Origin of the sequence: Janthinobacterium sp. FW305-128 (assembly GCF_020858135.1) — a bacterium.
In the GTDB taxonomy this organism is placed as follows: Bacteria; Pseudomonadota; Gammaproteobacteria; order Burkholderiales; family Burkholderiaceae_D; genus Janthinobacterium.
The window spans coordinates 306,266-331,147 of the sequence record NZ_JACYMK010000001.1; the positions used below are offsets into that span (position 1 = coordinate 306,266).

A 24,882-nucleotide genomic window follows, 5' to 3' on the forward strand; every position below is an offset into this window, starting at 1 on the left:
CGCGCCCATGTCCTCCCTTGCCATGGACGGCGGCACCCTGAAGGTGGGTTCGAAGCGCTTTACGGAATCGTACATCCTCGGCGAAATCGTCAAGCAGAGCGCCGCGCCGCACGTCAGGGCGCAGCACCGCCAGGGCCTGGGCAACACGGCCATCGTGCTCGCCGCGCTGCAGGCGGGCAGCATCGACGTATATGCCGAATACATGGGCACCATCGCCAGCGAAATTCTCAAGCACGACAAAGCCATCGACCTGGCGCAGATGCGGCGCGAGCTGGCGGCGCTGGGGCTGGGCGTGGCCGTGCCGCTGGGCTTTAACAATACGTATGCGCTGGCCATGCGCGGCGATGAAACATCCATCACGAGCCTGGCGCAGCTGGCGCAGCACCCGGCCTTGACATTCGGCCTGTCGCATGAATTCATCGGCAGGATCGATGGCTGGCCTGGCCTGGCCGCGCGCTATGGCTTGCCGCAGCGCCCGCGTGGACTCGATCACGGCATCGCCTATGAAGCGCTGGCGCAGCGCCAGGTGGATGTGATCGACATCTATTCGACGGACGCGAAGATCCGCCAGTACGGCTTGCGCGTGCTGGCTGACACGCAGCAGTATTTTCCCCGCTACGACGCCATGCTGCTGTACCGGCTCGACGTGCCGCAGCGTTTTCCCGCTGCCTGGCAAGCCTTGCAAGGCTTGCAGGGGCGCATCAGCGAGGGCGACATGATCGCCATGAATGCGGCCGTGGAAATCGACGGCAAGAGCTTTGCCGGCGTGGCGCGGCAGTGGCTGGCATCGGGCACGCGGGCGAACACACCGGCCGCCGCGCGCAGCGGTTTGCTCGATAAAATCATCGGCGACGATCTGTGGACCCTGACGCGCCAGCACCTGACGCTGGTGCTGCTGTCGGTGGCCCTGGCGTGCCTGATCGGCATTCCGCTGGGCGTGCTGGCGGCGTTTTCGGCGCCGCTGCGGCAAACCGTGCTGGCCTTCGTCGGCGTGCTGCAGACGGTGCCGTCGCTGGCCCTGCTGGCGATATTGATTCCCGTGCTGGGCATGATCGGCACCGTGCCGGCGCTGGTGGCGTTATTCGTGTACGCCTTGCTGCCCATCGTGCGCAACACGTGCACGGGCATCTTGCAGGTGCCGCAAGGCTTGCGCATGGCGGCGCTGGCGCTGGGCTTGAGCCGGCGCGACCGCCTGCTGCATGTGGACTTGCCGCTGGCCTTGCCCGTGATGCTGGCGGGCGTGAAAACGGCGGCCGTGATGAGCGTGGGCACGGCCACCATCGCCGCCTTCATCGGCGCGGGCGGCTATGGCGAACGCATCACCATCGGCCTGGCGCTGAATGACAACGACATGCTGCTGGCCGGCGCGATCCCCGCAGCCGTGCTGGCCCTGCTGACGCAAGGCCTGTTCGAACTGGTGGAGCGTTGGGCCGTGGCCGGCCGGCAGCGCTGACGGCATCACGGTTACAGCGAATGCAGTTTCGAGCGCACCGAGACGACGGCCTGGTGCAGGATGCGTTCGGCCTGGAAGTCGTTTTCGCGCTGTTCGGCGATGGCTTGCAAGTCGCGCGTGTAGCGTTCCAGGCGCGAACGCAGGTAGGCGCGGTAGATCTTCATGACGAGCGGTTTGGCAGAGACATTCATGATGTGGCTCCCGGATGCGAAATGATGCGTTCATTTTGTGTGAGCGGAATGCCGCCACTTTGCGTCATATCAAACGCCATGACCCCGTCAAATTGGCGCGTTTGACATTGCGCAATGCCCCCAACGTCGCAGATGCCACACTGAATCTTCCCTGCTTGCCTGGACATCATCAGCCGCGAGCCCTGATCCCATCAAGCATACTCAAGGAGCGTCGCATGGTCATTTTTGCCGTGGTTGCTGGCTGCATCGCCTGCCTGACAGTGTACCAAATCTATAAAAATGCGCAGGGTGGCAGTGGGGTTGCGCAACAACATATCGGCTTGCACGGCACATTGATTGAACCACGGAAATAATCAGTGTCATCCGAGCGACACTTGGTGACACTTGGTTAGCAGATTTAAGTCAAATGTAAGGCCCGGTAAGCAAATGTAAAGGTCTGCGCCATCGCAAGCGGCTGCGTTTATATTGATAACCGTTGATTGCATTCTCCCCCTCCCACTTGACAATGGGTTCACCCCGCGGTGCCGCTAGCCCGCGGGGATTTTTTTTGGGGAACTTACTCTGACGGTTCCAATGCAATGGCTTTCGGCGTGCCCGCCGACAATTGCGTCAAGGCATCGCCAGCCACGCGGCAGATACGCCAGTCCGGCATCACGTCCGCGCCCATGCCCTGGTAGAAGTTGATCGCGTTTTCATTCCAGTCCAGCACCGACCATTCGAAGCGGCCGCAATCGCGTTCGACGGCCAGTTGCGCCAGCGCCACGAGCATCTGCTTGCCATAGCCCTTGCCGCGCACCGATTGCTTCACGTACAGGTCTTCCAGGTACAGGCCCTTGCGGCACAGGAAGGTGGAAAAGTTGTGGAAGAACAGGGCGAACGTCACTACTTCACCATGTTCCTCACCGACCAGCGCTTCGCACGCGGGGTGCTTGCCGAACAGGCTGTCGTGCAGCATGGATTCCTTGGCGATCATCATGTGTTCGAGTTTTTCAAACACGGCCAGTTCATGGATCATGCCGAAGATGGCCGCCACGTCGGATGCGGTCGCGGGACGGATGGCGAGGGAGGAAGAGGTGCTCATGTTGCCTTTGCGGATGAAGTGGTGGAAAGAGAGGAAACGGCAGCCGTCTTGCGCGCGCCCGACGTCAGGGCCCATGCCACGCTGGACAGGCACAGCACCATGCCCACCCATTCGATGGGAGCGGGCCGGTAATGTTCGAACTGCACCGACAGCAGCACGGAAATGACGGGCGTGACGACGCCGATATACACGGTCTTTTGCGTGCCGATGCGGGCGATCAGGGTGAAATACGCGCTGAAGGCGATCACCGAGCCGAAGAGGGCCAGGTACAACAATCCCATCCAGTAACTGGGGCGCGTGGGCAGCTGCCAGGACTGGCCTGTGGCGATGGCCCAGCTAGCCACCATCAAGGTGCCCCACAGCATGGTCCAGGCCATGGTCAGCATCACATTGCCCGACTGTTCGCGCACTTTCATGACGAGGGCGTTGCCTGCCGTGCTGGACACGGTGGCCACCAGGGCCAGCATGAATCCGAGCAGGAAATGCCCGTTGCCGCCGCCGAGCATATCGTGCAGCGCCGCGCCGATGGACTGGTAAAACAGCAGCACGATACCGCAGATGGCGACAAACGCGGCGCAGCAGGTGCTCCAGGTGATTTGTGTGCCGAAGGCAATGCGGTTGAGCAAGGGCGTCCAGAACACCATCAACGCGAACAGCACGCTGACGAGGGCCGACACCAGGTATTGCTCCGAACTATACGTACACACATAGCTGAGGGCAAACGAGGCCAGGCCCTGCAGCAGCATCCATTTTTGCGCGCGCCAGGGCAGGCGCAGGCGGTCGCCGCGTACGGCGCACCAGGCAAACAGGGTGGCGGACGCGAGGCCAAAGCGGTAGACCACGGAAACGGCGGGGGCGACGTCGCCCAGCTGCAAGGTGATGGCCCAGAAGGTGGAGCCCCAGATCAGGCAGGCAATGATGAACAGGAGAGGAGAGGACATCGCGCAAGTATACGGGCATCGCGCAGCGATGGCGAGTGCGGTCGAGCTTGCTCGATGTGTTGCCAAGAAATACCAGGCATTGAGCCAGCGCAGTGCTTCTGAAAAATATTGAATTTATGAAAATATTTACATTAATATCAAGTAAATATTTTCCGGATTGCATCTTTGAAGGGGACCGCCATGCCAGCCTCACTGCACATCAAAGTATGGAGCGTGCTTGTATATGTCGTCGTGACTGCTGTGATTGCCATCTGGCTGCACCCTTCTGCCTTGCTCGCTGCCGGCGCATTCGGCTGAGCGCATGCGCCGGCAAGCAGATCAGTGGGTGACGCGGGTCTTGCGGCCGTCCGACAGCAGGCGCACGCGCTCGCCGGGGCGGAACAGCTCGTCGGCGTCTTGCACGATGGCGCGCATGTCGCCATTGTCCAGGCGCACGGTGATTTCCAGGCCGGGTTTGTTGGACGCGTTCGCTTCTATGCTCTTGCCGGCCATGCCGCCGGCGACGGCGCCGAGGATGCTGGCCGCAATGGCGCCCTTGCCGCCCCCGACTGTCGAGCCGGCCACGCCGCCCAGCGCCGCGCCAGCCAGCACGCCGGTGCCCGTTTCGCCCTTGTCGATGGTTACCTGGCGCACGGATTCAACCGTGCCCATGCGAACCGATTGTTCATTCTGCGCCTGGCGCGCGTTGTAGACATTTGCCGAGTTCGGTTGTACGGCGCAGCCGGCCAGGGTGGCGAGCAATGCCACTGCAATAATTGGTGCTTTCATGTAGGACTCCCTTGGACAAAAGTTGGTTGCCGATTGCGTCGACCGGCAGATGATGACTTATCATAAGGACACTTGCCTAAGATAACTAGTTGCGAATAGTAAAAATCTGTTACTGGCCCCGCGTGACCGAGTGGCCACGTGACCGCCTGCCACTCAATACGCCAGCCGCAGGCGCCGGTACAAAAATCCCAGCACGAAGAGCGGACCCACCAGCAAAAAGCGCACATCGTCGAGAAACGACGGCTTCTTGCCTTCGATCTGGTGGCCGATGAACTGGCCTATCCAGGCCAGCACGAACAGCGCCAGCGACGCGGGCAGGATGGTCAGCGGCGGCATGAGCTGCAGCAGGCCCAGCATGGCGGCCAGCATCGCCAGCATGCCCGCCGCAAACGGGCGCGACAGCTTGTAGTAATAGTATAAGGCCACGATACTGCCGAGCAGCGCCACGCTGGGATGCACGCTCCACAGCAGCCCCAGCAAGCTGAAAACGATCAGCGGCACGCACACGATGTGCACCCATTCATTGACGTGGTTGCGGTGGCTTTCGCCATACTGGGCCAGCAGGGTGTCGATGGTGCGCATGGGCGGTCTCTTGTGTGGTGTTCTGGCTGGAAATTCTACACCGGAACTCAGGCAACCGAACGCAGCGAACCGCCCGCAGAATTGTTGTATTGGAAATTCTGGGCTATTATTTCCAATTGGAAATGTTTTCACTCACTGCACAGATGGAATAAAGGTATCCGTGACATTGCAAGCCAGCCACCCTGATTACCAGCGCTATTCGATGGCGTCCCTGCAACAAGCCCTGTCCGGCGCCGACGGAGCCGATGCGGCACGGCGCCAGCGCATCGAAGCGGAAATTGCCCAGCGCCAGCAGGATGACCATGCGGCAGAACAGCGCCAGTGGGCCGCGCGGCCGCAGGACAAGCCGCTCGATCCGGCCACTGCCGCGCTCAAGGAAGCAGCCGGCCCCTTTCTGCGGTCTGCGGGCTATGTGTTGCTGTTCGCATGGGTGGTGTTGCGAGTTGCGGGCTTGCTGGAAACCTTGCAGACAGGTAGCCGGACCTATGTGTTTGGCAATCTCGGTTTGTTGATCTTTGGTGCCTGCCTGGTGCGCGGCAAGCTGCGCGCGGCAGTCTGGCTGCGCTGGCTGGCGGTATTCTGGATCGTGCCTGCCGTGCTGGCGATCGATTTCCTGTTTCTGCAGCCGATGTCCCTGACGGTGATGCAATTCAAGCTCGCACCTGGCTATCGTATCTGGTCGGTGCTGGAAGCCGTGCTGTCATTGTGGGTCATTCATTACCTGTATCGTCAACTGGGTATGCCTGCCGTCATGGCCGCCTGCGATGCCAGGGGCTACAAGCGACGCGATCTGCGCATCCCTGCCATCTGCGGCCTGATCCTCGGCATGGCTGGCGTCGCTTTCCAGCTGCATGCCTCGCATGGAGATATGGCTACGCAGGCGCGTGCGATCGTGGCGCAGCGCTATGGATCGGGCTACCAATACCATGTCAACGGCGTCGGCAATGCCGTCACACCGCAAGGCAAATTTCATACGGCACAGGTACTGGTGTGGGATGACAAGGGCATCATGTCTGTGCCCGTGCAATGGCTCCAGTAAAATAGGCGCTGCCCCCACTTCTGCAGGATGCCGCTTTTGACCCGCTTATTGTCTGTTGAACCGGCCATGCCGGACCCGCGCAAGCGCTGTTTCGCCCCCGTCGTCGATGCCGGCACGCGCCTGCTGATACTGGGCAGCCTGCCCGGCGAAAAATCGCTGGCGCACAGCCAGTACTATGCGCATCCGCAAAACAAGTTCTGGATGCTGCTGGGCGAGGTGCTGGGCGTGGAGTTGAAGGGCCTGCCCTATGAAGAGCGTTTGGCCACCTTGCTGGCGCACGGCGTGGGCCTGTGGGATGTGGTGGCGCAGGCGCAGCGCGCGGGCAGCCTGGACAGCAATATCCGCTTCCGCGACGACAACGACCTCGTCGCCCTGGCCGCCAGCCTGCCGCGGCTGCACACGATCGCCTTCAACGGCGGCACGGCCGCCAAGCTGGGCGTCAAGGTGCTGGGCGAGCACGCGCAGCGCTACCGCATCGTCAGCTTGCCGTCGAGCAGCCCGGCGTACACGCTCGCGTATGCGCAGAAATTGCAGGCGTGGCTGTCGCTGCGTGGCCAACCGGAGCCGGCCGCGCGTTAATCGTGTTGCCGGCCTTTACGCAGGCGCGTACGGCTGCGCTTCCAGTGGTTGCCCCTTGGCATCGAATCTCAGCGCCACGGACAAGTTGGTGACGCCGATGGTGGCCAGCGCGTCGCAGATGTCGTCGACTTCGTCCTGCAGGTCGGCGGCCAGGTCCAGCGGCTTGTCGGCGCTGTGCAGCAGTGCGCCGTCCGCCGTGCTGACGTTGACGCGCAACAGCATTTCACCGTGTTCATCGGCCGGGCCGACGACTACCGAGACGTCACCGGCGTCCACCTTGTTTTCCGCCAGTGCATGGTTGATGCCGGACATCATCTGCAGCATCGCATATTCGCTCATGCCTTGTTCCTTGCCGCCGTGGAACAAGTCCTGGTAGAGGAAGCTCACTTCCAGCGCGCTGCCGGCCGGCGCCAGGCAGCGTTTCACCAGGTCGCCCACTTCCGTCGTCCACTGCTGGTAGCGGGCCATGCGCGCGTCAAACCAGGCGTCGAGCGCCGCTTCGTCCTTCGGTTCCGCATAGAACGGGTCGTCCACGCGCTTCAGGGCAAAGCCCAGCAGGAAGCGCAGTTCGACGGCCGTGTCCCGCGGGCCGAAAGCCGTCTCGCTCCAGCCGACGATGCTGCTTTCCAGGCCCGGCGTGGCGACGATCTTCTTGTCCGTCATCGACGAATAGGCATCGCGCACCATCTCATGCAGATGGCTATAGGTAATGCGGTCGATTTCATCGAGGTCATAGGCATGGCTCATCAAGACCACCTTGGCCTTGGCGCTTTCCAGTTCTGCTTGCTGGAAACTTTTCACCAGCGCTTCGAACGCGTCCTGGTCCTGGAAACTGTCCGCTTCTTTCAGGCCGCCCGTGCTTTGCACCAGCAGGGGCACGACGAAGGCGTTGATTTCCATGGCCGGGGCGTTTTCGCGGCGGATCAGGGAAATGGACGCCGCTTCCTCGATATGGCTGCGCAGATACTGGTAGGCGCCCACGTCTTCGTACTTGGAACGCTCGATGGCGTCGTACAGGATTTCATCCTTCTTTTGATTCAAGGCCTTGCGGATCAGGCGGCCGAATTCGACGGCTTGCTCGGCCAGCACCGTGCCCTGCGATTCGCTGTCTTCCTGCTCGGCCAGGTTCAGGGCCATCGTGCACAGCATGCGCGTGACGGATTCGTCCTTGTCTTCAGGCGTGTTGGCGGATTTACGGGGGACAGGGCGCTTATTTTTGGGCATGGCGATCAACAGGTTAAGAAATACGGGTCAGGCAAACGGAAACGGGCGCCAAGGCTTTGCCTGGCGCCGGGACAGATCATACAGGCGGACGCGGCCGCCTGATACTTCAATGGTCGGTATCGAACATCTCGTGCAGCTCGTCGAGCAGGTCGGCGGCTTCTTCCTGCGACAGGCCAAGATGCTGGCATGCAAGCTCACCGCCCTTGTCCCACTCGAGCGAGGTACTGTTGCCATGGTAGCGCTGAATGCCTTTTTCGGCCAGCAGCGACAGGGCGACGAGCGAGCGGATGGCATCGTCCGTGGACGGGTCGGCCAGCACCGTGTAGTCGTGGTGGTGCAAAATCGCCCAGGAAACGTCAGAGGACAGGCCCCAGTTGCGTGCCAGCAAGCAGCCGATGGCTGCGTGGTTGGTCTGGTGGCGCGCGTCTTCCAGGGCCGTAAAGCAATTATGCGCATCGTTGGCCGCCGCCGCGTACGTGTTGACGTAGTCGGGGAAGCGGTTCATCAGCAGGGGCACGCCGATGTCGCAGAACAGGCCGAAGGTGTGGGCGATGTCGGGCGGGGCGATGCGCAGCTTGCGCGAGGTAAATACCAGGGCGCGCGCACGCTTGGCCGACACGTCCCAGAAGTGGGTCAGTTCCACGCCTTCCGCTTCCAGCGCCTGGCGCGCCAGCAAGCCCGTCATCATGGCGCTGCACTGGTTAATGCCGAGAAAGTTGATGCCTTGCTCGACGGATTTGGCCTTGCGCGCGGCGCCATAGAACGGCGAATTGGCGAGTTTCAGCAGGGCGCCCGACATGCCGACATCGTCGGCGATGATGCGCGCGATGCGGCGCGGCGACGGGTCTTGTTCGGCCAGTTCGCGCTGCAAGTCGACCAGCAGGCTGGGACGCGGCGGGATACGGATGGAACGCATCAGGGCGTCAACCGGATCTTCCTGCACTACCTGCTTTTGCGCTGCCGCTCTCATCATCATTGCCTTGCCTGTGGTTATTCTGTTGCGCACTGCCGCTGCCGGCCTCGTGGGCGTCTGGTGCAGTGCCCGACGATTATCGCTGTTTATGCATGGCAATAGTTCGTCTCTGCAAATTATTCTGGAAAAAATCCCCGTTTTGGCTTGCTCCATCCCCTATTTTCCACATTTTACGACGCTCCCTATCCCGATACTCATGATGGAAAAATCAAGTTTTATTTGTTTTCAAGGTGGGGCCAGGCGTGCTGCGGACAGTGCGGCAGTACAATTGCCGGATGAAAAAAATCCTCGCGGGTATCGATTTTGCGGACGATTCCAGCAACGTGGCGCGTCAGTTGATCGGCGTGACCGTGCTGGTGGACGGCGTGGGCGGGCGCATCGTGGAAACGGAAGCGTATGACCGGCTGGACCCCGCCTCGCACACGTATGGCGGCATGACGCCGCGCAATGCGGCCATGTTCGGCCCGCCCGCGCACGCCTATGTCTACCGCTCGTACGGCATTCACTGGTGCCTGAACTTTGTGTGCCGCGAAGCGGGCCATGGCGCGGGCGTGTTGATCCGCGCCATCGAACCGCTCGTGGGACTCGATACCATGCGCGAACGGCGCGGCGTCGAGGATGCCCGGCAGCTGTGTTCTGGGCCGGGCAAGGTGTGCCAGGCGCTCGGTGTGAGCCATCTGCAGAACCGGCTGGCGCTCGATGCGCCGCCGTTCATGCTGCTGACCCGCGAGGATGAGGTTGCGGTACGGGCGGGGCCGCGCATCGGCATTTCCAAGGCGATGGAGACGCCGTGGCGTTTCGTGCTGGCAGGCTCGCCCTACCTGAGCAAGCCGATGCGCGCGCCTGTCATCGAGTTACCTCGCTAGCCACGCCGGCGCTGGGGCGCATCCTTGACGTTACGCATGCCGGGCTTGCCGCGCAGCGGACTGTGCAGCGCGCGCCGGTCCTGGGGCGGCGTCCTGGCGGGGTCTTGAAAGGCGTCGTCGTCCGCGCCGGCGGGCGTGGCCGGCGCGGCTGGATCCAGGGTAAAGACGCTGACCGCCGCCGACAGTTTGACGGCCTGGTCCTGCAAACTGGCCGCCGCCGCTGCCGCCTGCTCCACCAGGGCCGCGTTTTGCTGCGTGACGTCATCCATTTGCGCGACGGCCTGGTTTACTTCCGTGATGCCCGACGCCTGCTCGGCGCTGGCCTCTTTCACGCGCTGGATGATCTCGTTGACTTGCTGCACCGAGGCTACGATGGCGCCCATGCTGTCGCCCGCCTGCTGCACGGCCACGCTGCCGCCGTCGATGGTGGTGACGGAGGTGGCGATCAGGGTCTTGATTTCCTTGGCCGCCTGCGCCGAGCGCTGCGCCAGGGTGCGCACTTCCGACGCCACCACGGCAAAGCCCCGGCCCTGCTCGCCCGCGCGCGCCGCCTCCACCGCCGCATTCAGCGCGAGGATATTGGTCTGGAAGGAAATACCATCGATCACGCCGATAATATCCACGATCTGGCGCGAATTGGCGCGTATCGTCGCCATCGTCGCCACCGCCTGCTGCATCGATGCTCCCCCTTGCACGGCCAGGGTCGACGCTTGTCCCGCCAGCTCGCAAGCCAGCTGGGCATTGTCCGCATTGTTGTTGACGGCTGCCGTCAAGGTTTCCATGGCGCTTGATGTTTCTTCCAGCGAACTGGCTTGCATTTCCGTGCGCGCCGACAGGTCCAGGTTGCCGGTGGCAATTTCGCGCGAGGCCGTGTCGATCGATTGCACGGCGCCCGTGATGGTGCGCAAGGTCTGGTTCAGGTGGGCGATGGTCTGGTCCAGCACGCGCGACGTGGCGGCGATTTCGTCATTGCCCGGCTTGGGGGCGCCGGCCATCAGCTTGCCCGCCGCCAGGTCTTGCACGGCGTCGGCAATGCCGCGGATTTCCACCAGCATGGCGCGGCGCACCAGCATGGTCACCACGATGGAGACGAGGATGGACAGCAGGACCGTCAGCAGCAGGCTCCAGCCCAGGCTGCGAAACTCGGCGCTGGCCGTCGCGTGGGCCTGGCTGCTGAGCGTTGTTTCCAGGGCAGACAGTTGCGCCAGCTGCGTATTGAACTGGACGAATTGGGTTTCCGCCTTGAGCATGGAGTTGGTGGCGATCGACTGGTCCATCTGCGCCATTTCCATGGTTTCCAGTACCGCCTTGCGATAGCCGGCCAGGGCCGTGATGGCCGCATCGACCAGAGTGCGCTCGGCGCCCGTGGCCGAGGAACGCAGCGTGCCCAGCTGGGCGCCGATGGCCGCGTGGCGCGCCTTGATCTGTTGCTCCAGCGCATCGAGGCGGGCCTTGGCGAAGCTGCCATTCGTCCATGACAGCAGCTGGTACATATTGCCATGTACGTGCTTGGCCTCGCCTAGTACGTCCGCGGCCGCCTTCAAATGCGTAATGCGTACCCGCACCATGTTTTCCAGCGAGGCATTTTGCCGCACCATGCCATACCAGGCGCCGCTCGAGCTGAGTATCAGCAACAGCAAGACCAGGGTGGGCGCCAGCAATAATTTTGGTCCGATGCGTAATTGATTGAGCATGCTTGACTCCTGGCTATGGCTGATCAAACCGCAGGCGGCGCGCGGCGTGCACGCCGCCCCTGCCTTATTTTTTGTAGATGCCCGCTTCCAGCACCACATCGTTGACGCGCAGGATGTACGTGGTCTTCGGCTCGATCTTGCCGCTGGTGGGATTCTTGTACTGGTAATCGACCCAGCCCTTGCCCTGTTTTTGCGCCAGCTCGATGATTTCACGCCGATATTTCTTGCCATTCGCGTCCGGCACATCCGTCAAATCCTTGCCGACGATGGAAGGATTGATCGGGTGGGCCAGCACGATGCCCGTCTTGATGTCGCGCATGTCCACGTACAGCGAGCCCTGCACGAAGTCCGGGTCTTTGGCCGTGATTTTCTTCATCATTTCTTCCTTGCCATGCGCCTTCATGAAGGCGGCGCCCCGTTCGGCCATGGCGATGGCGTCTTTTTCCGTTGGTTCGACCGCGGCACTGACGCTGCCGCCGGCAAATGCCAGGCACAGCAGGCTACCCGTGAATAAGCGTTTCATGAAAGCTCCTTGTGATATCGAGGGATGTGTTGCCAAGCCGTAATTTACGTCGCCGACAGTCCCATCAAATTGCGGTGGAACAAACTTAGGTGTTGCTTGTAGGCAGCATGCAACGTATCGACCGCTTGTTGATATGTAGCAATTTGGTTCTTATAGGCAAGAATTATGATGACTTTCACAGCATGCCGAGCTGGACTGGCATGGAGAGGAAAAAGCTGGAATTGGCCGATATACGGCCGATTTCATGAAAGTTGTCGCCATTTACAGGCAAGGAGCTGATCGTGTCCGCACTCATTACCGAGCCGTCTGCACCCAAGTTCAAGCCGTACACGCGGCAAACCATTCAACAAGCGCGGCAGTGGGAATGGCTGCCGGAAGAGCAGCGCGAAGCCGTGCAAGTGGTCTCGCACGTCTTGCCGTTTCGCACCAATGAATATGTGCTTGATCAGTTGATCGACTGGAACAACATCCCTGACGATCCCATCTACCGCCTCGTCTTTCCCCACCGCGACATGCTGCCGCCGGAGCAGTACGCGCACCTGCGCGACCTGGTGCTGGTGCAGCGGGACAAGGCGGCCATCGACGCCTATGTGCATGGCTTGCGCCTGGGAATGAATCCCCATCCTGCCGGGCAGATGACGCATAACGTGCCGCGGGTCAACGATGCGCCCGTGCGCGGCCTGCAGCATAAGTATGCGCAGACGGTGCTGTTTTTTCCCAGCGCGGGCCAGACCTGCCACGCGTATTGCACTTTCTGTTTTCGCTGGCCCCAGTTCGTCGGCATGGACGACATGAAGTTCGATGCGCGCGAATCAAACGAGCTGGCCGCCTACCTGAAACTGCATCCGGAAGTGACGGACGTGCTGATTACGGGCGGCGATCCGATGATCATGAACACGCGGCAGCTGGCGGCCTACCTGGAGCCGTTGCTGGCGCCGGGCCTGGAACACATCCAGAACATCCGCATCGGCACCAAGGCGGTGGCGTACTGGCCGCAGCGCTTTGTCTCGGACCGCGATGCGGATGACTTGATGCGCCTGTTCGAGCGCATCGTCAAGGCGGGCAAGAACCTGGCCGTGATGGGCCATTACAGCCATGCCGTCGAGTTGCGCCAGGACATCGCCCAGCAAGCCGTGAAGCGCATCATTTCCACGGGCGCCACCGTGCGCATGCAGGGGCCGCTGATCCGCCACATCAACGAAGACCCGGCAAGCTGGGCCGAGCTGTGGCAGACGGGCACGCGCCTGGGGGCGATTCCGTATTACATGTTTGTCGAACGGGACACGGGCCCGCGCGGTTATTTCGAGTTGCCGCTGGCGAAGGCGCACGAAATTTTCCAGGCCGCCTACCAGATGGTGTCGGGCCTGTCGCGCACGGTGCGGGGACCGTCCATGAGCGCCTTTCCCGGCAAGATCGTCATCGACGGCATCGTCACCATCAATGGCGAAAAACTGTTTGCCCTGCAATTCTTGCAGGCACGCAACCCGGACTGGGTGCGCCGGCCGTTCTTTGCGAAATTCGATGCGGAAGCGACGTGGATGGACGATTTGAAGCCCGCGTTCGGCCACGATAAATTCTTCTTCGAGACGGATGAACCTGTGCCGCAGCTGCCGCATAAAATCATCCGCCTGGCGCAGGCTGCCTGAGCATGCACGCGGCCGGTGCGCCCGCCCGTTCCGGCGTGGCCGTGTTTTGCCTGGTGTTCCTGCCATTCGCGCTCGGGCATTACCTGTCGTGCCTGCTGCGCGGCGTCAATGCCGTGCTGACGGCGGAATTGCTGGGCGCCATCGCCTTGACGCCAGCGCAGCTGGGCCTGCTGACCAGCGCCTTTTTTCTTGCCTTTGCGCTGGTGCAATTACCGGTCGGCATGGCGCTGGACCGCTACGGCCCCCGCACCGTGCAACTGTGGCTGCTGGCGCTGGCGGCCCTGGGCGTGTGGCTGTTCAGCCGGGGCCACAGCTTTGCCGAGCTGATGTGGGCGCGCGCCCTGATGGGGGCGGGGCTGGGCGGCTGTTTCATGGCTGCCGTGAAAGCGATCTCGTGCGCCATCGCGCCGTCGCGCCTGCCTTCCGTGCACGGCTATCTGATCGCCGTGGGCGGCCTGGGCGCGGCCACGGCCACCATGCCCGTCAAGCTGGCCCTGCATTACACGGACTGGCGCGGCGTGTTCCTGGGGCTGGCGCTGGCGGCGCTGGCCGTCGGCTTGCTGATCCGCCTGCTGTCGCCGGCCATGCCCGCGCCTGCCGCAGGCATGCACAAGGTGAGCAAGGTCAGCGTCTGGAGCGTGTACCGCGATCCCGGCTTTCGCCGCACCATCGCGCTGATCCTGTTGCCGCACACGGTGTTCTTTGGCGTGCAGGGCTTGTGGGTGGGGCGCTGGCTGGCCGACGTGGGCGGCTTGTCCGATGACAACGTGGCGTATTTTCTGTACCTGGGCATGGCGGCCGTCATCTTCGGCGCCATCGGCATGGGCATGCTGACGGAATGGGCCGGGCGGCGTGGCATTGCGCCCATGCAAGTGGCGGCCGTGGGCATCATCCTGTTTGTCGCCGTGCAAGCGGCGATGGCGTGTAATGTGGTGCCCAGCCTGCCGTTGCTGTCCGTGCTGTTTACCTTGCTGGGCACGGTGACGGGCCTCGAGTATGCGATCGTCGCGCAAAGCATGCCGGCCAGCCTGACGGGCAGGGCGGCCACCTGTCTGAATTTGCTCATTTTTACGGGCGCCTTCCTGGTGCAGGCGGGTTTTGGCCTGATCCTCGGCTGCTGGCCCCTGAACGGCTTGCAGCAGTATCCGCCGCAGGCGTATCAGGCGGCGTTTGGCGTGCTGGCGGCCTTGCAACTGCCGGGACTTGCGATGTTTTTCATCAACCGCTACAGGCGTGTCGGGCCATCCGGTAAAATGGCAGCCTGCACAGCGGCAATGATCAACTCCAAGGAAGACTATGAAACTCGTTCGTTATGGACGTCCAGGCAAGGAAAAACCGGGCCTGATCGATGAAGAAGGCAAACTGCGCGACCTGTCCGGCGTGATTGCCGATATTGACGGCGCACAACTGTCCGACAAGGCCTTGCGCAAGCTGGCCAAGCTCGACGAAAAGACCTTGCCCCTGGTGCGCGGCAACCCGCGCTTCGGCGTGCCGCTGGCCAAGGTCGGCAAGTTCATCGGCATCGGCCTCAATTACGCGGACCACGCGGCCGAATCGGGCATGCCGATCCCGGCCGAACCCATCGTGTTCATGAAGGCGATCACTTGCCTGAACGGTCCGGACGACAATGTCGTGCTGCCGAAAGGCTCGAAAAAGACGGACTGGGAAGTGGAGCTGGGCGTGATCATCGGCACGCGCGCGCAGTACGTGAGCGAAGAGGACGCCTTGAAATACGTGGCCGGCTATTGCGTCGTCAACGACATTTCCGAGCGCTCGTTCCAGCTGGAACGGGGCGGCCAATGGGATAAAGGCAAGGGCTGCGACACCTTCGGCCCTGTCGGCCCGTGGCTGGTGACGCGCGATGAAGTCATCGACGAGCAGGACCTGGACCTGTACCTGGAAGTCAACGGCAAGCGCATGCAGACTGGCAATACGCAAACCATGATCTTCACGGTGGCGCAGATCGTCAGCTACCTGTCGCAATTCATGACCCTGGAACCGGGCGACGTGATCGCCACGGGCACGCCGCCGGGTGTGGGCCAGGGTCGCAAGCCGCAGCGCTTCCTCAAAAAAGGCGACAGCCTGCGCCTGGGCATCGCCGGCCTGGGTGAACAGCAGCAGGACGTGGTCGCCTGGACTGCCTGATGGCCGGTAGCGATATCGACCGCTTGCCCGCGCTGCCTTTGGCGCAGCTGGACCCGCAGCAGCGCGCCGCCGCGCAAGCCATCATCGATGGTCCGCGCGGTGCCCTGTACGGCCCCTTCGTGCCGCTGATCCGCAGCCCCGAGCTGATGGAAGCGGCGCAGCGCATGGGCGAATACTTGCGCTACCGCAGCGCCATCGGCACGCGGCTGTCGGAGCTGGCGATCCTGGTGACGGCGCGCCAGTGGGACCAGCAAGTCGAGTGGGCCATCCACGCGCCGCTGGCCGTGCAGAACGGTATCGCGCAAGCGGCCGTGGACGCCATCGCCGCGCGGCGCGCGCCGCTTGCCCTGAAGGAAGACGAGCAAGCCGTGCACGACTTCTGCATCGAGCTGCAGCAAAACAAGCGCGTCAGCGACGCCACGTATGCGCGCGCGCTGGCGCTGTTCGGCGAGCATGGCGTGGTCGACTTGATGGGCATCAATGGCTATTACACCTTCCTGGCCATGGTGATGAATGGCGCGCAGACGGCCGTGCCGGCCTTGGGCGTCACGCCTTTGCCCGATTAGAATAGTTCTTCGGCAAAGATGGACAAAGTGTAATGAAGTTGCAATTATTCAATATATAATTTTGCTTCCCTTCCATTGCCAATTAGCTCAATGAAAACTCGTCCGTGCATCACCCTGATGGGCCGCGCCTTCCTGGCGCTGGCCCTTTCTTTTTCCCCCTTGATGACGCTGCGGGCGCTTGCCGCCGAGACCACCGCCAGCGCTTCTGCGCTGGAAAATTCCGTCGTCAAGGTGTTTTCCACCCTGCGCGGGCCGGACCCGTATAAACCCTGGAGCAAAGCCGCGCCGCAAGAGGTGACGGGCTCCGGCGTCGTCATCGAGGGCCGCCGTATCCTTACCAATGCGCACGTGGTCGGCTATGCCAGCCAGGTGCAGATCCAGGCGAATGGCGCGGGCGACAAGATACCGGCAACCGTGCTGGCCATTTCGCGCGGCATGGACCTGGCCTTGCTGAAGATCGATGACGACAGTTTTTTCGCCAGCCACAAGGCGGTGCCGCGCGCCAATGTCTTGCCGGACGTGCGCGATGCCGTGCTGGCATATGGTTATCCGACGGGCGGCACCTCGCTGTCGATCACCAAGGGTATCGTCTCGCGCATCGAATTCGTGCGCTACAACTTTCCCGTCTCCGGCCTGCGCATCCAGATCGATGCGGCCATCAATCCGGGCAATAGCGGCGGCCCCGTGATTGCCGGTGACAAGATGATCGGCCTGGCCTTTGCGGGCATGCTCAATGCGCAAAACATCGGCTACATCATCCCCAACGAGGAAATCGAGCTGTTCCTGCGCGACCAGGAAGGCGGCGCGCCCAAGGGCAAGCCGGCCATGCGCGACGTGACGCAAACGCTGGAAAATCCCGCGCTGCGCACGTATTTGAAGCTGGCCAAGGGTGTCGAGGGCGCCGTCGTGATGACGCCGGCCAGCAAGGATGCCGCCTATCCGCTCAAGGAGTGGGATGTGATCACGCATATCGGCGATTTTCCGGTTGACAACCAGGGCATGGTCAAGCTGAATGCCAACAGCCGCGTGCGCTTCCAGTACCGCGTGCAGCAACTGGCGAAAGACGGCGAATTGCCGTTGACGGTGGTGCGCCAGGGCGCGCCCCTGAAAATCAAGGTGCCCGTCTCGGCGGCGCACCCGATGCTCATCAGCGGCCTGCAGGGCAGTTATCCGTCCTATTTCATCTTCGGCCCCATGGTGTTTTCACGCGCCACGACGGAATTCATGGCGGCGCCCAATGGCAACCCGGCGATCTTGGGCGGCATGGCGTTTGCCGGCAATCCGCTGGCCACGCGGCGCGGCGATGCGCCCGATGCCGAGCGCGAAGAGCTGGTGGTGATCGCCGCGCCGTTCTTCCCGCACAAGCTGATGAATGGCTACAGCACCCGTTTCTTCTCGGTCGTCGATTCCGTCAATGGCGTGCGCGTGCGCAGCCTGGCGCACCTGGTGGCCTTGCTGCGTGACCAGACCGATGAATTGCTGACGTTCCGCTTCCAGCAGCGCGATGCGGAAATGGTCGTCGTGCCCCGCAAGGAGATGCTGGCCGCGACGGAATCGGTGCTGACGGACAACGGCATCCGCTCGGAAGCGTCGCCCGACATGTTGAAGATATGGAATGCAAAAACGCCGGCGAACTGATCGTTCCCGGCGCTTCGTTTGACAACAGGCGCGGCGTACACCGCGCCTGTTTTATTTTAAGCCAATACTTTTTTCAGCCAGGCGCCGATGGCGTCGATCTCTTCCTGGCACAGCGAGTGCTGCATCATGTATTCATGCCATTCCACCTTGTAACCCATACCGGTGAGCAAGTCGCGCGACTGCTGCGCGCGGCCGATCGGCACCACGGGATCGGCCGTGCCGTGCGCCATGAAGATCGGTGTTTCCAGGCTGGCCGGCGTGCGCTCAAGAGCCGTCTTGTCGGCCAGGGGCAGGTAGCCGGACAGGCACATCAGGCCGGCCAGCGGTTCCGCATGGCGCAAGCCCGTTTGCAAGGTCATGGCGCAGCCTTGCGAGAAGCCGGCCAGGATGATGCGGCTGGCGGGAATGCCGCGCGCCTTTTCGCGCGCGATCAGCGCTTCGATTTGTCCCTGCGAGGCGCGCAAGCCGCCTTCGTCTTCGCGGCGCACGAGGTCGTTTACGAGGATGTCGTACCAGGCGCGCATCACATAACCGTTGTTGATGGTGACGGGCATGGTGCCGGCGCTGGGGAAGATGAAGCGGATGGCGGGGCAGCCGCGCAGGTCCAGCTCCTTCACCAGGGGCACGAAATCGTTGCCGTCGGCGCCCAGGCCGTGCATCCAGATGATGGAGACGGTGGGGTTCGGTGCGCTGTCGAGTTCTATGGTTTCCAGCAAGGTGCTCATGTATTTTCCTCTGGTAGTGGTTGCGCCGGACGCAGCGCCGATTTGGGACGGAAGGCCTTGCAGATGGCCGGGTCGGTTTCCATGTAGGGACCTCCGATGAGGTCGATGCAATACGGCACGGCGGCAAAGATGCCGTTAACCAGTTGCACGCCGTCGGCGTCTTTCAAGCCTTCCAGGGTTTCCTTGATGGCTTTCGGCTGGCCCGGCAAGTTCATGATCAGGCAAGCGCGCTCGGGCGTTTCGCGGATCACGGCCACCTGGCGCGAGAGGATCGCCGTCGGCACGAATTGCAGGCTGATCTGGCGCATCTGTTCGCCGAAACCGGGCATTTCCTTGGTTCCGACGGTCAAGGTCGCATCCGGCGTGACGTCGCGCCGCGCCGGACCCGTGCCGCCCGTCGTCAGGATCAGATGGCAATGGTTCAGGTCGACCATGTCGATCAGGGTGTTTTCAATTTGCGAGCGCTCGTCCGGGATCAGGCGCTTTTCCAGGCGGAACGGCGTGCGGATGGCGGCGGACAGCCAGCTTTCCAGGGCGGGGATACCCAGGTCTTCATACACGCCGCCGCTGGCGCGGTCCGAGATCGACACGAGGCCGATAATCAATTCGTCTTCTATCGTGGTCATGGGCACCTCTCTATGTCGTAAAAAAACCGGGCTTATCCCGGTTTTTCGCTGCTTTCGGGGTCAGACCCGCCGGGTCTGACCCCAGTTGCTTATTCGTCTTCTTCTTGCTCAACGCCATCTTCATCGGCATCTTTCTTGCCGCTGTTGTTCTTCTTGGCGATCTCTTTCAAGATCTGGAAGATTTCGCGGTAGGCTTTCGGCGGCTTGTTCTCGGCTTGCTCCTTGCGGGCATTGCGGATCAGGGTGCGCAGGTGCTGCACGTCCAGCTCCGGGTTTTCCGACAGCAAGACGGTGAGCGCCTTGTCATCCGTCAACAGCTTGTCGCGGCGGCGTTCCATCGCGTGCATATTGGCCGTGTCGGCTTTCGACAAGCCTTTCCAGCTATCGATGGTGCGTTGGATGGCGGCAACTTCTTCTTCATCCAGGGTGCGCATTTTCTTGCCCACGTATTGCAGCTGACGGCGGCGGCCTTCGTGATCCTTGATTTGCTGGCATTCGAGAATGGCGTCGCGCACGTCTTCCGGCATCGGGACGCGCTTGACGCGGTCGCGTGCCTCATTGACGAGTTCTTCGCCCAGCTTTTGCAGGACGGTCATCTGGCGCTTGAGTTCCGATTTCGACGGACGTTCATATTCCTGTTCGAATTCGGTGGATTGGAAGCCGCAAGCTCCCCGGTTTGGATTTGGCATGATAAGGCGGGATTGGCCGCGTAGGCCGCACCTGTAAACTGTAAACGACTGCTATGATAACCTTTTTAGCGGCTTTCCGAAGAAAACAGCGCATGAACGACTCCGTATTTACCCATAGTCAAGAGCAATTGCAGCAACTGGCCCGTGATGTGTTGTCTTTTGCGCGGGAAGCGGGCGGCACCGACGCTGCCGTCGAGGTCAGCGAAGGCGGCGGCCTGTCCGTTTCTGTACGAAAAGGCAAGATCGAGACGATCGAGCAAAACAAGGACAAGGGCATGGGCGTGACCGTGTTTGTCGGCAAGAAACGCGGCAATGCCAGCACCTCCGACTTTTCGCCGTCCGCCCTGCGCGCCACGGTGGACGCCGCCTACAATATCGCGCGCTTCACGGCCGAGGACGATTGCGCGGGCCTGGCCGACGCCGACATGCTGGAAATGTCCCCCCGCGATTTGCAACTGTTCTATCCCTGGCTCATTTCGACCGAGGAAGCCGTCGCACTGGCCCAACGTGCCGAGGCGGCCGCGTTTGCCGTCGATCCGCGCATCACGAACAGCGAGGGCGCCAGCGTGCACGTGCAGCAATCGCACTTTGTATCCGCCAATTCGCGCGGCTTCATCGGCGGCTACCCGTTTTCGCGCCACACGCTGTCCGTGGCACCCATCGCCGGCAAGGGCGCGAAGATGCAGCGCGACGACTGGTATTCGTCCGTGCGCGACGCCGCCAAGATGTCGAGCCCGGAAGCCATCGGCCGCTATGCCGCCGAGCGCGCGCTGTCGCGCCTGAACGCGCGCAAGCTGGGCACGCGCACTTGCCCCGTGCTGTTCGAGGCGCCGCTGGCAGCCGGTTTGCTCGGTACCTATGTGCAAGCGACCTCGGGCGGCGCCCTGTACCGCAAATCCACGTTCCTGAACGATTCACTGGGCACGCAAGTGCTGCCGTCGCACGTGCACATCTTTGAAGATCCGCACGTGATCGGCGGCGTCGGTTCGGCGCCGTTCGACGAAGAAGGTGTGAAAACCGTCAGCCGCGACGTCGTCAAGGATGGCGTGGTGCAAGGCTATTTCCTGTCGACCTATACGGCCCGCAAGCTGGGCATGCAGACGACGGGCAACGCGGGCGGTTCGCACAATCTGTACCTGACCTCGAGCCTGACGGCCGCCAGCGACGATTTTAGTGCCATGCTGAAAAAACTGGGCACGGGCTTGCTGGTGACGGAACTGATGGGACAAGGAACCAATTACGTGACAGGCGACTATTCGCGCGGCGCGTCCGGTTTCTGGGTGGAAAATGGCGTGATCCAGTATCCGGTGGAAGAAATCACGATTGCCGGCAACATGAAGGACATGCTGCGCAACATCGTTGCCGTAGGCGCCGACGTGCTGCGCCGCGGCACCAAAGAGACGGGTTCCATCCTCATCGAGAGCATGGTGGTGGCGGGCGGCTGAGTGCTTGGGGACCCGCCGCGGCTACGCCGCGCAGGCGCCCCATGCTTTACTGCTGGACTTGATAGCCATCCGTCAGGGTGGCCAAAAATTTCACCATATCCTCGATCTCGCCCGCCGTCAGCGCCGGCGCCATGCCGCGCTTGCGGTCGAACGGCGCTTCGCTGACGTTGACGTTGGCGCGGTACCTCGCGGGTACGTCATTGAATTTCTGCACTTTCCCTCGTTGGTCGCGCGGATACCATTCTTGCGGATGCGTATCGCGCCGCACATAGAAGCGCAGGGCATCCGTCAGGTTGTCGAACACGCCGTTGTGGAAAAACACCTGGCGCGTGGCCACATTGCGCAGGCTGGGCACCTTGAAGGCGCCGCACAGCTCGCCTTTCAGCGCCAGGTCCGTGCGGTCGGGACCGCACAAGCCCAGATCGAAATACGCGGGGTCGGCCGTGGCGGGAATGCGCGTATTGCGCGGCACGCCCAGATTGTCGAAACTGAAGTCCGTAAACAAGGGCGGCGCGCCATGTTCGCCCCGCCCGCTGGGGTGGCAAGCGGCGCAATTGCCCTTGCGTTCATCGTTGAACAGGGCCAGGCCACGCAATTCCGCCAGCTCCAGCGGAACCTTGTTGGCCAGGTAGAGGTCATATTTGGAATCGTAGCGGTGGAAGTCCGGCTCTTCCTGCTGGAATTGCTGCAAGGCATAGGTGATGCGGCTGAATGCCTGTTGCGGTTGCGTAAAGATGGCAGCGCCAAAGACGTGCCGGAATGCTTCCGCGTAACTGCCGTTGCGCAGCCGTTCCACCACTTCATCCGTGCTGGCATTGGCCATTTCGTGCGGTGCCAGGAAAGGCCGTTCCGCCTGTTCCGCGAGGCTGGCGGCGCGGCCGTCCCAGTTGATGCCGCCGTTGGGTGCGCCTTCCCCATCAAAGCGGAAGGGCGGAGTGTGTTCCAGGTAGCGCAGCGATGGCGTAGCGCGGTAGCCGTGCGCCTGGCCATCTGCGCCCCCCAGTTGCACGGCCAGCTTGTTGGCTGGCGCGTAAGCATGGGCCGGGTCATGGCAACTGGCGCACGACTGCTTGCCCGAGGCGGACAGGCTGGCATCGTGGAAGATGCGCCGCCCCAGCTGTGCGGCAGGGCTGAGTTCGGCCGCTGCGCCTGGCATGCCGGGCAAGCCAAGCAACAAAGATATGCACACGTGTGCAAATCGGGTCGGTGAAAATCGCGCCTCAGCGCGTGGCTGGTCTTTGATGGTCATAGGTGGGGTCGCTATCGGCAAGGGGAGGGACAGACAATGCTGCGCCCAGTATAGGCAGCAATAGCCGGCGTGGCAACGATTTGCGATGCTGCGCTGCGCCATGGTTTAGAGCCTATCCCAGTAGGGAGCGTCTTCTGCTGGCAGTTCATCAGGAGCGCGGACAAGGCGTGAGGAGGACGCGTGGCGAGCCACGCGACGACGATCAACGCAGTTCCCGCTTCTGAGGGCCGCCAGCAGGGGATGTATTCATCTACTGGGATAGGCTCTTGGTGCCGCCCGCCGTGCCGGAGTGCGGCACGGGCGGCTGGCTGCGGCACCGTTAGTACGGTCAGTATTGTTCCCACTCGCCTTCCGCCACCATGGCGGGCGCGGCGCTCTTGCGGCTGGCGGGGGCGTTGGCGACGAGCCGGGGCTGGGCCGCCGTGGCGGCTGCGGGCCGTGGCGCCGGCTTTGGCTCCGGCCGCGATGCTGGCGCGGCTGGCGCCAGCGCCTGTGTGCCGTCGAGTTTGAACACGCTGACGGCTTCGGCCAGGATGCCCGCTTGATCCTGCAGCGCTTCGGACGCGGCGGCCGCCTCTTCCACGAGGGCTGCATTTTGCTGGGTCACGGCGTCCATTTCCGTGATGGCCTGGTTGATCTGTTCAATGCCCGCTTCCTGCTCGTTGCTGGCGGACGTGATCTCGGCCATGATATCCGTGACGCGCCGCACGCTATTGACGATTTCCTCCATGGTGCTGCCCGCCTGGTTCACGAGGGTGCTGCCAAGACTGACCTGGTGCACGGAATCGTCGATGAGGATCTTGATTTCCTTGGCGGCGGAGGCGGAGCGGTGGGCCAGGTTGCGCACTTCCGTGGCGACCACGGCAAAGCCCCGTCCCTGTTCGCCTGCCCTGGCTGCTTCCACGGCCGCATTCAGCGCCAGGATATTGGTCTGGAAGGCAATGCCGTCGATAACGCTGATGATGTCGACGATTTTCTTCGACGAGGCATTGATGGAATCCATGGTGGTGATTACTTCCGCCACCACCTGGCCGCCCTTGCTGGCCACGCTGGAGGCCGATTGCGCCATCTGGTTGGCTTGGCGCGCGTTTTCGCCATTCTGCTTGACGGTCGACGTCAGTTCTTCCATCGACGAGGCCGTTTCTTCCAGCGAGCTGGCTTGCTGTTCCGTGCGCGAAGACAGGTCCATATTGCCGGAGGCGATTTCACGCGAGCCGTGGGCGATGGCGTCCGTGCCATGGCGCACGCGGGCCACGATGCCTTGCAGATTGTCATTCATCTCTTTCAAGGCGCGCAGCAGCTGGCCCGTTTCATCGTTGCCGCGCGCGTCGATGCTGACCGACAAGTCGCCGGCCGCCACCCGTTGCGCCACCTTGACGGCTTCGGCGATGGGCCGGCTGATGGAACGGCTGATCAGGATGGCCAGCGCGATGGCAATGGCCGTCGCCGCGATGGACAGGGACAAGGTCAGGATGATGGCCATGCGCCCATCGGCGGCGGCTTGCTTGCCTTCGCTTTCCATCAGCGATTCCTGGAAGCTGGTCATGGCCGCCAGGGCCGTCAAGAATTTTTCTTGCGGATAGCGCAACTGCGTCAACAGGAAGATGCCCGCCGTTTCTGATTTGCCTTCTTGTAATAGTTTGATGTTCGCATCGCGCGTCCTGGCATAGCTTTCGCGGCTGCTCATCACGGCCTGGAGCAGTTCCTGGCCCTTGGGCGTGTTGATCATGGTTTTCAGGCGCGCCAGCAGCTCCGTATTCTTTTTGATCGAGGCCTGAATCTTGGTCACGGAACTGCTGACTTCGTCGGCATCGTTGGCGCCGATGATGGCGATGCTCAGCAGGCGGGCCTGGATATTGACCTCGGACTGTATCGTATTCGACAACATGACCTTGACATAGCGGTCGTTGAGAATTTTTTCCGTCGAGGTGTTGATGTTGCGAATGCGGCTGATGGAAACAAATGCCACCATGGCAAGCAGGACAATGATCAAGCCGAAACTGACGGCCAGGCGGGTACTGATTTTAAGCTTATACATAGGTCATTCATCCTCGGCGAAAAGCGGAAAGCGTGCGCAGGGAATCGTCCCGCGGACAGGCTGTGTCCATTCAAGACGATGCTGATGCGGTCAGTTTGCGTTACAGAAAGCTAATTCGGCAGGGACAGGGCCGTGGATGCGTATTGCCGGTGGCCGGGAAGTCATTGGCGACCCGCCCGGCGAGATATTCTTGCGGGGCAG

At 62.2% G+C, this 24,882-nt stretch carries 25 protein-coding genes; 11 read left to right on the forward strand and 14 right to left on the reverse strand.

Translation table 11 applies throughout. The features are described 5' to 3' along the window. Window positions 1-7 precede the first annotated feature (7 nt). Window positions 8-1,453, forward strand: a complete 1,446-nt coding sequence (locus IGS60_RS01415; RefSeq protein WP_230502662.1) for a glycine betaine ABC transporter substrate-binding protein — start codon at window positions 8-10, stop codon at window positions 1,451-1,453. 11 nt (window positions 1,454-1,464) lie between these two features. Here IGS60_RS01415 and IGS60_RS01420 read toward each other — a convergent pair whose 3' ends face one another. Further along, complete coding sequence (locus tag IGS60_RS01420) at window positions 1,465-1,644, reverse strand: hypothetical protein (protein WP_034746290.1); 180 nt, start codon at window positions 1,642-1,644, stop codon at window positions 1,465-1,467. A 215-nt stretch (window positions 1,645-1,859) separates the two neighbouring features. Here IGS60_RS01420 and IGS60_RS01425 point away from each other — a divergent pair, with 215 nt between their 5' ends. After that, a complete protein-coding gene (locus IGS60_RS01425; RefSeq protein ID WP_157751284.1) occupies window positions 1,860-1,997 on the forward strand; it encodes a hypothetical protein in 138 nt (45 codons plus the stop codon). A 203-nt stretch (window positions 1,998-2,200) separates the two neighbouring features. Here IGS60_RS01425 and IGS60_RS01430 read toward each other — a convergent pair whose 3' ends face one another. The 4 genes from IGS60_RS01430 to IGS60_RS01445 form a co-directional block, all read right to left on the reverse strand. Then, window positions 2,201-2,725 carry a GNAT family N-acetyltransferase gene (locus tag IGS60_RS01430; RefSeq protein ID WP_070224219.1) on the reverse strand — a complete coding sequence of 175 codons (525 nt, stop codon included), beginning with the start codon at window positions 2,723-2,725 and terminating at the stop codon, window positions 2,201-2,203. Further along, complete coding sequence (locus IGS60_RS01435) at window positions 2,722-3,666, reverse strand: DMT family transporter (protein WP_230501956.1); 945 nt, start codon at window positions 3,664-3,666, stop codon at window positions 2,722-2,724. The genes IGS60_RS01430 and IGS60_RS01435 overlap by 4 nt, the downstream gene beginning before the upstream one ends. 318 nt (window positions 3,667-3,984) lie before the next feature. Further along, on the reverse strand, window positions 3,985-4,434 hold the full coding sequence (locus IGS60_RS01440) for a glycine zipper 2TM domain-containing protein (protein ID WP_034780449.1): 450 nt from the start codon (window positions 4,432-4,434) through the stop codon (window positions 3,985-3,987). A gap of 153 nt (window positions 4,435-4,587) precedes the next feature. Further along, window positions 4,588-5,016: a DUF962 domain-containing protein gene (locus tag IGS60_RS01445; RefSeq protein ID WP_230501958.1), complete on the reverse strand. Its 429-nt coding sequence runs from the start codon at window positions 5,014-5,016 to the stop codon at window positions 4,588-4,590. On the opposite strand from IGS60_RS01445, the gene IGS60_RS01450 reads away from it, so the two are divergent. Together IGS60_RS01450 and IGS60_RS01455 are read left to right on the forward strand one after the other, a co-directional pair. Continuing rightward, window positions 5,006-6,055, forward strand: a complete 1,050-nt coding sequence (locus tag IGS60_RS01450; RefSeq protein WP_230501960.1) for a hypothetical protein — start codon at window positions 5,006-5,008, stop codon at window positions 6,053-6,055. The genes IGS60_RS01445 and IGS60_RS01450 overlap by 11 nt on opposite strands. Window positions 6,056-6,121: 66 nt before the next feature. Further along, window positions 6,122-6,634: a DNA-deoxyinosine glycosylase gene (locus IGS60_RS01455; protein WP_230502664.1), complete on the forward strand. Its 513-nt coding sequence runs from the start codon at window positions 6,122-6,124 to the stop codon at window positions 6,632-6,634. A gap of 15 nt (window positions 6,635-6,649) precedes the next feature. Here the strand turns inward: IGS60_RS01455 and IGS60_RS01460 are convergent, their stop codons facing one another. Both IGS60_RS01460 and IGS60_RS01465 read right to left on the reverse strand, forming a co-directional pair. After that, window positions 6,650-7,858, reverse strand: coding sequence for a hypothetical protein (locus IGS60_RS01460; protein ID WP_230501962.1), 1,209 nt, complete (start codon window positions 7,856-7,858; stop codon window positions 6,650-6,652). A gap of 106 nt (window positions 7,859-7,964) precedes the next feature. After that, window positions 7,965-8,831 (reverse strand): HDOD domain-containing protein, encoded by an 867-nt coding sequence (locus IGS60_RS01465; RefSeq protein WP_070224224.1) that lies wholly within the window; start codon window positions 8,829-8,831, stop codon window positions 7,965-7,967. Between the two features lie 275 nt (window positions 8,832-9,106). Between IGS60_RS01465 and IGS60_RS01470 the strand changes: the two genes are divergently transcribed. After that, entirely contained in the window at window positions 9,107-9,697 is a 591-nt protein-coding gene (locus IGS60_RS01470; RefSeq protein WP_230501964.1) for a DNA-3-methyladenine glycosylase, read from the forward strand. Here IGS60_RS01470 and IGS60_RS01475 read toward each other — a convergent pair. Both IGS60_RS01475 and IGS60_RS01480 read right to left on the reverse strand, forming a co-directional pair. Further along, window positions 9,694-11,391 (reverse strand): methyl-accepting chemotaxis protein, encoded by a 1,698-nt coding sequence (locus IGS60_RS01475; protein WP_230501966.1) that lies wholly within the window; start codon window positions 11,389-11,391, stop codon window positions 9,694-9,696. The two genes, IGS60_RS01470 and IGS60_RS01475, sit on opposite strands and share 4 nt — an antisense overlap. A gap of 64 nt (window positions 11,392-11,455) precedes the next feature. Then, window positions 11,456-11,914 (reverse strand): cache domain-containing protein, encoded by a 459-nt coding sequence (locus IGS60_RS01480; protein ID WP_034780434.1) that lies wholly within the window; start codon window positions 11,912-11,914, stop codon window positions 11,456-11,458. Between the two features lie 281 nt (window positions 11,915-12,195). On the opposite strand from IGS60_RS01480, the gene IGS60_RS01485 reads away from it, so the two are divergent. The 5 genes from IGS60_RS01485 to IGS60_RS01505 all read left to right on the forward strand — a co-directional run bounded on the left by IGS60_RS01485 (window position 12,196) and on the right by IGS60_RS01505 (window position 17,909). Then, on the forward strand, window positions 12,196-13,560 hold the full coding sequence (locus tag IGS60_RS01485; RefSeq protein WP_230501969.1) for a lysine 2,3-aminomutase: 1,365 nt from the start codon (window positions 12,196-12,198) through the stop codon (window positions 13,558-13,560). A gap of 2 nt (window positions 13,561-13,562) precedes the next feature. Further along, on the forward strand, window positions 13,563-14,912 hold the full coding sequence (locus tag IGS60_RS01490) for a nitrate/nitrite transporter (protein WP_230501971.1): 1,350 nt from the start codon (window positions 13,563-13,565) through the stop codon (window positions 14,910-14,912). After that, window positions 14,857-15,705: a fumarylacetoacetate hydrolase family protein gene (locus IGS60_RS01495; protein ID WP_070291020.1), complete on the forward strand. Its 849-nt coding sequence runs from the start codon at window positions 14,857-14,859 to the stop codon at window positions 15,703-15,705. The genes IGS60_RS01490 and IGS60_RS01495 overlap by 56 nt, the downstream gene beginning before the upstream one ends. Continuing rightward, entirely contained in the window at window positions 15,705-16,271 is a 567-nt protein-coding gene (locus tag IGS60_RS01500; protein ID WP_070311625.1) for a carboxymuconolactone decarboxylase family protein, read from the forward strand. The genes IGS60_RS01495 and IGS60_RS01500 overlap by 1 nt, the downstream gene beginning before the upstream one ends. 90 nt (window positions 16,272-16,361) lie before the next feature. Further along, window positions 16,362-17,909: a S1C family serine protease gene (locus tag IGS60_RS01505; RefSeq protein ID WP_230501973.1), complete on the forward strand. Its 1,548-nt coding sequence runs from the start codon at window positions 16,362-16,364 to the stop codon at window positions 17,907-17,909. A 56-nt stretch (window positions 17,910-17,965) separates the two neighbouring features. Here IGS60_RS01505 and IGS60_RS01510 read toward each other — a convergent pair whose 3' ends face one another. The 3 genes from IGS60_RS01510 to yjgA form a co-directional block, all read right to left on the reverse strand. After that, a complete protein-coding gene (locus IGS60_RS01510; RefSeq protein ID WP_099409140.1) occupies window positions 17,966-18,634 on the reverse strand; it encodes an alpha/beta hydrolase in 669 nt (222 codons plus the stop codon). Next, window positions 18,631-19,260 (reverse strand): molybdopterin adenylyltransferase, encoded by a 630-nt coding sequence (gene mog / locus IGS60_RS01515; protein WP_099409141.1) that lies wholly within the window; start codon window positions 19,258-19,260, stop codon window positions 18,631-18,633. The genes IGS60_RS01510 and mog overlap by 4 nt, the downstream gene beginning before the upstream one ends. A gap of 89 nt (window positions 19,261-19,349) precedes the next feature. Next, a complete protein-coding gene (gene yjgA, locus IGS60_RS01520) occupies window positions 19,350-19,949 on the reverse strand; it encodes a ribosome biogenesis factor YjgA (protein WP_070224233.1) in 600 nt (199 codons plus the stop codon). A 92-nt stretch (window positions 19,950-20,041) separates the two neighbouring features. Between yjgA and pmbA the strand changes: the two genes are divergently transcribed. Continuing rightward, window positions 20,042-21,394 carry a metalloprotease PmbA gene (pmbA, locus tag IGS60_RS01525; RefSeq protein ID WP_230501975.1) on the forward strand — a complete coding sequence of 451 codons (1,353 nt, stop codon included), beginning with the start codon at window positions 20,042-20,044 and terminating at the stop codon, window positions 21,392-21,394. A gap of 46 nt (window positions 21,395-21,440) precedes the next feature. Here the strand turns inward: pmbA and IGS60_RS01530 are convergent, their stop codons facing one another. Together IGS60_RS01530 and IGS60_RS01535 are read right to left on the reverse strand one after the other, a co-directional pair. Beyond that, window positions 21,441-22,550 carry a cytochrome-c peroxidase gene (locus IGS60_RS01530; protein WP_230501977.1) on the reverse strand — a complete coding sequence of 370 codons (1,110 nt, stop codon included), beginning with the start codon at window positions 22,548-22,550 and terminating at the stop codon, window positions 21,441-21,443. Between the two features lie 421 nt (window positions 22,551-22,971). Next, complete coding sequence (locus tag IGS60_RS01535; protein WP_230501979.1) at window positions 22,972-24,681, reverse strand: methyl-accepting chemotaxis protein; 1,710 nt, start codon at window positions 24,679-24,681, stop codon at window positions 22,972-22,974. Window positions 24,682-24,882: the final 201 nt, after the last annotated feature.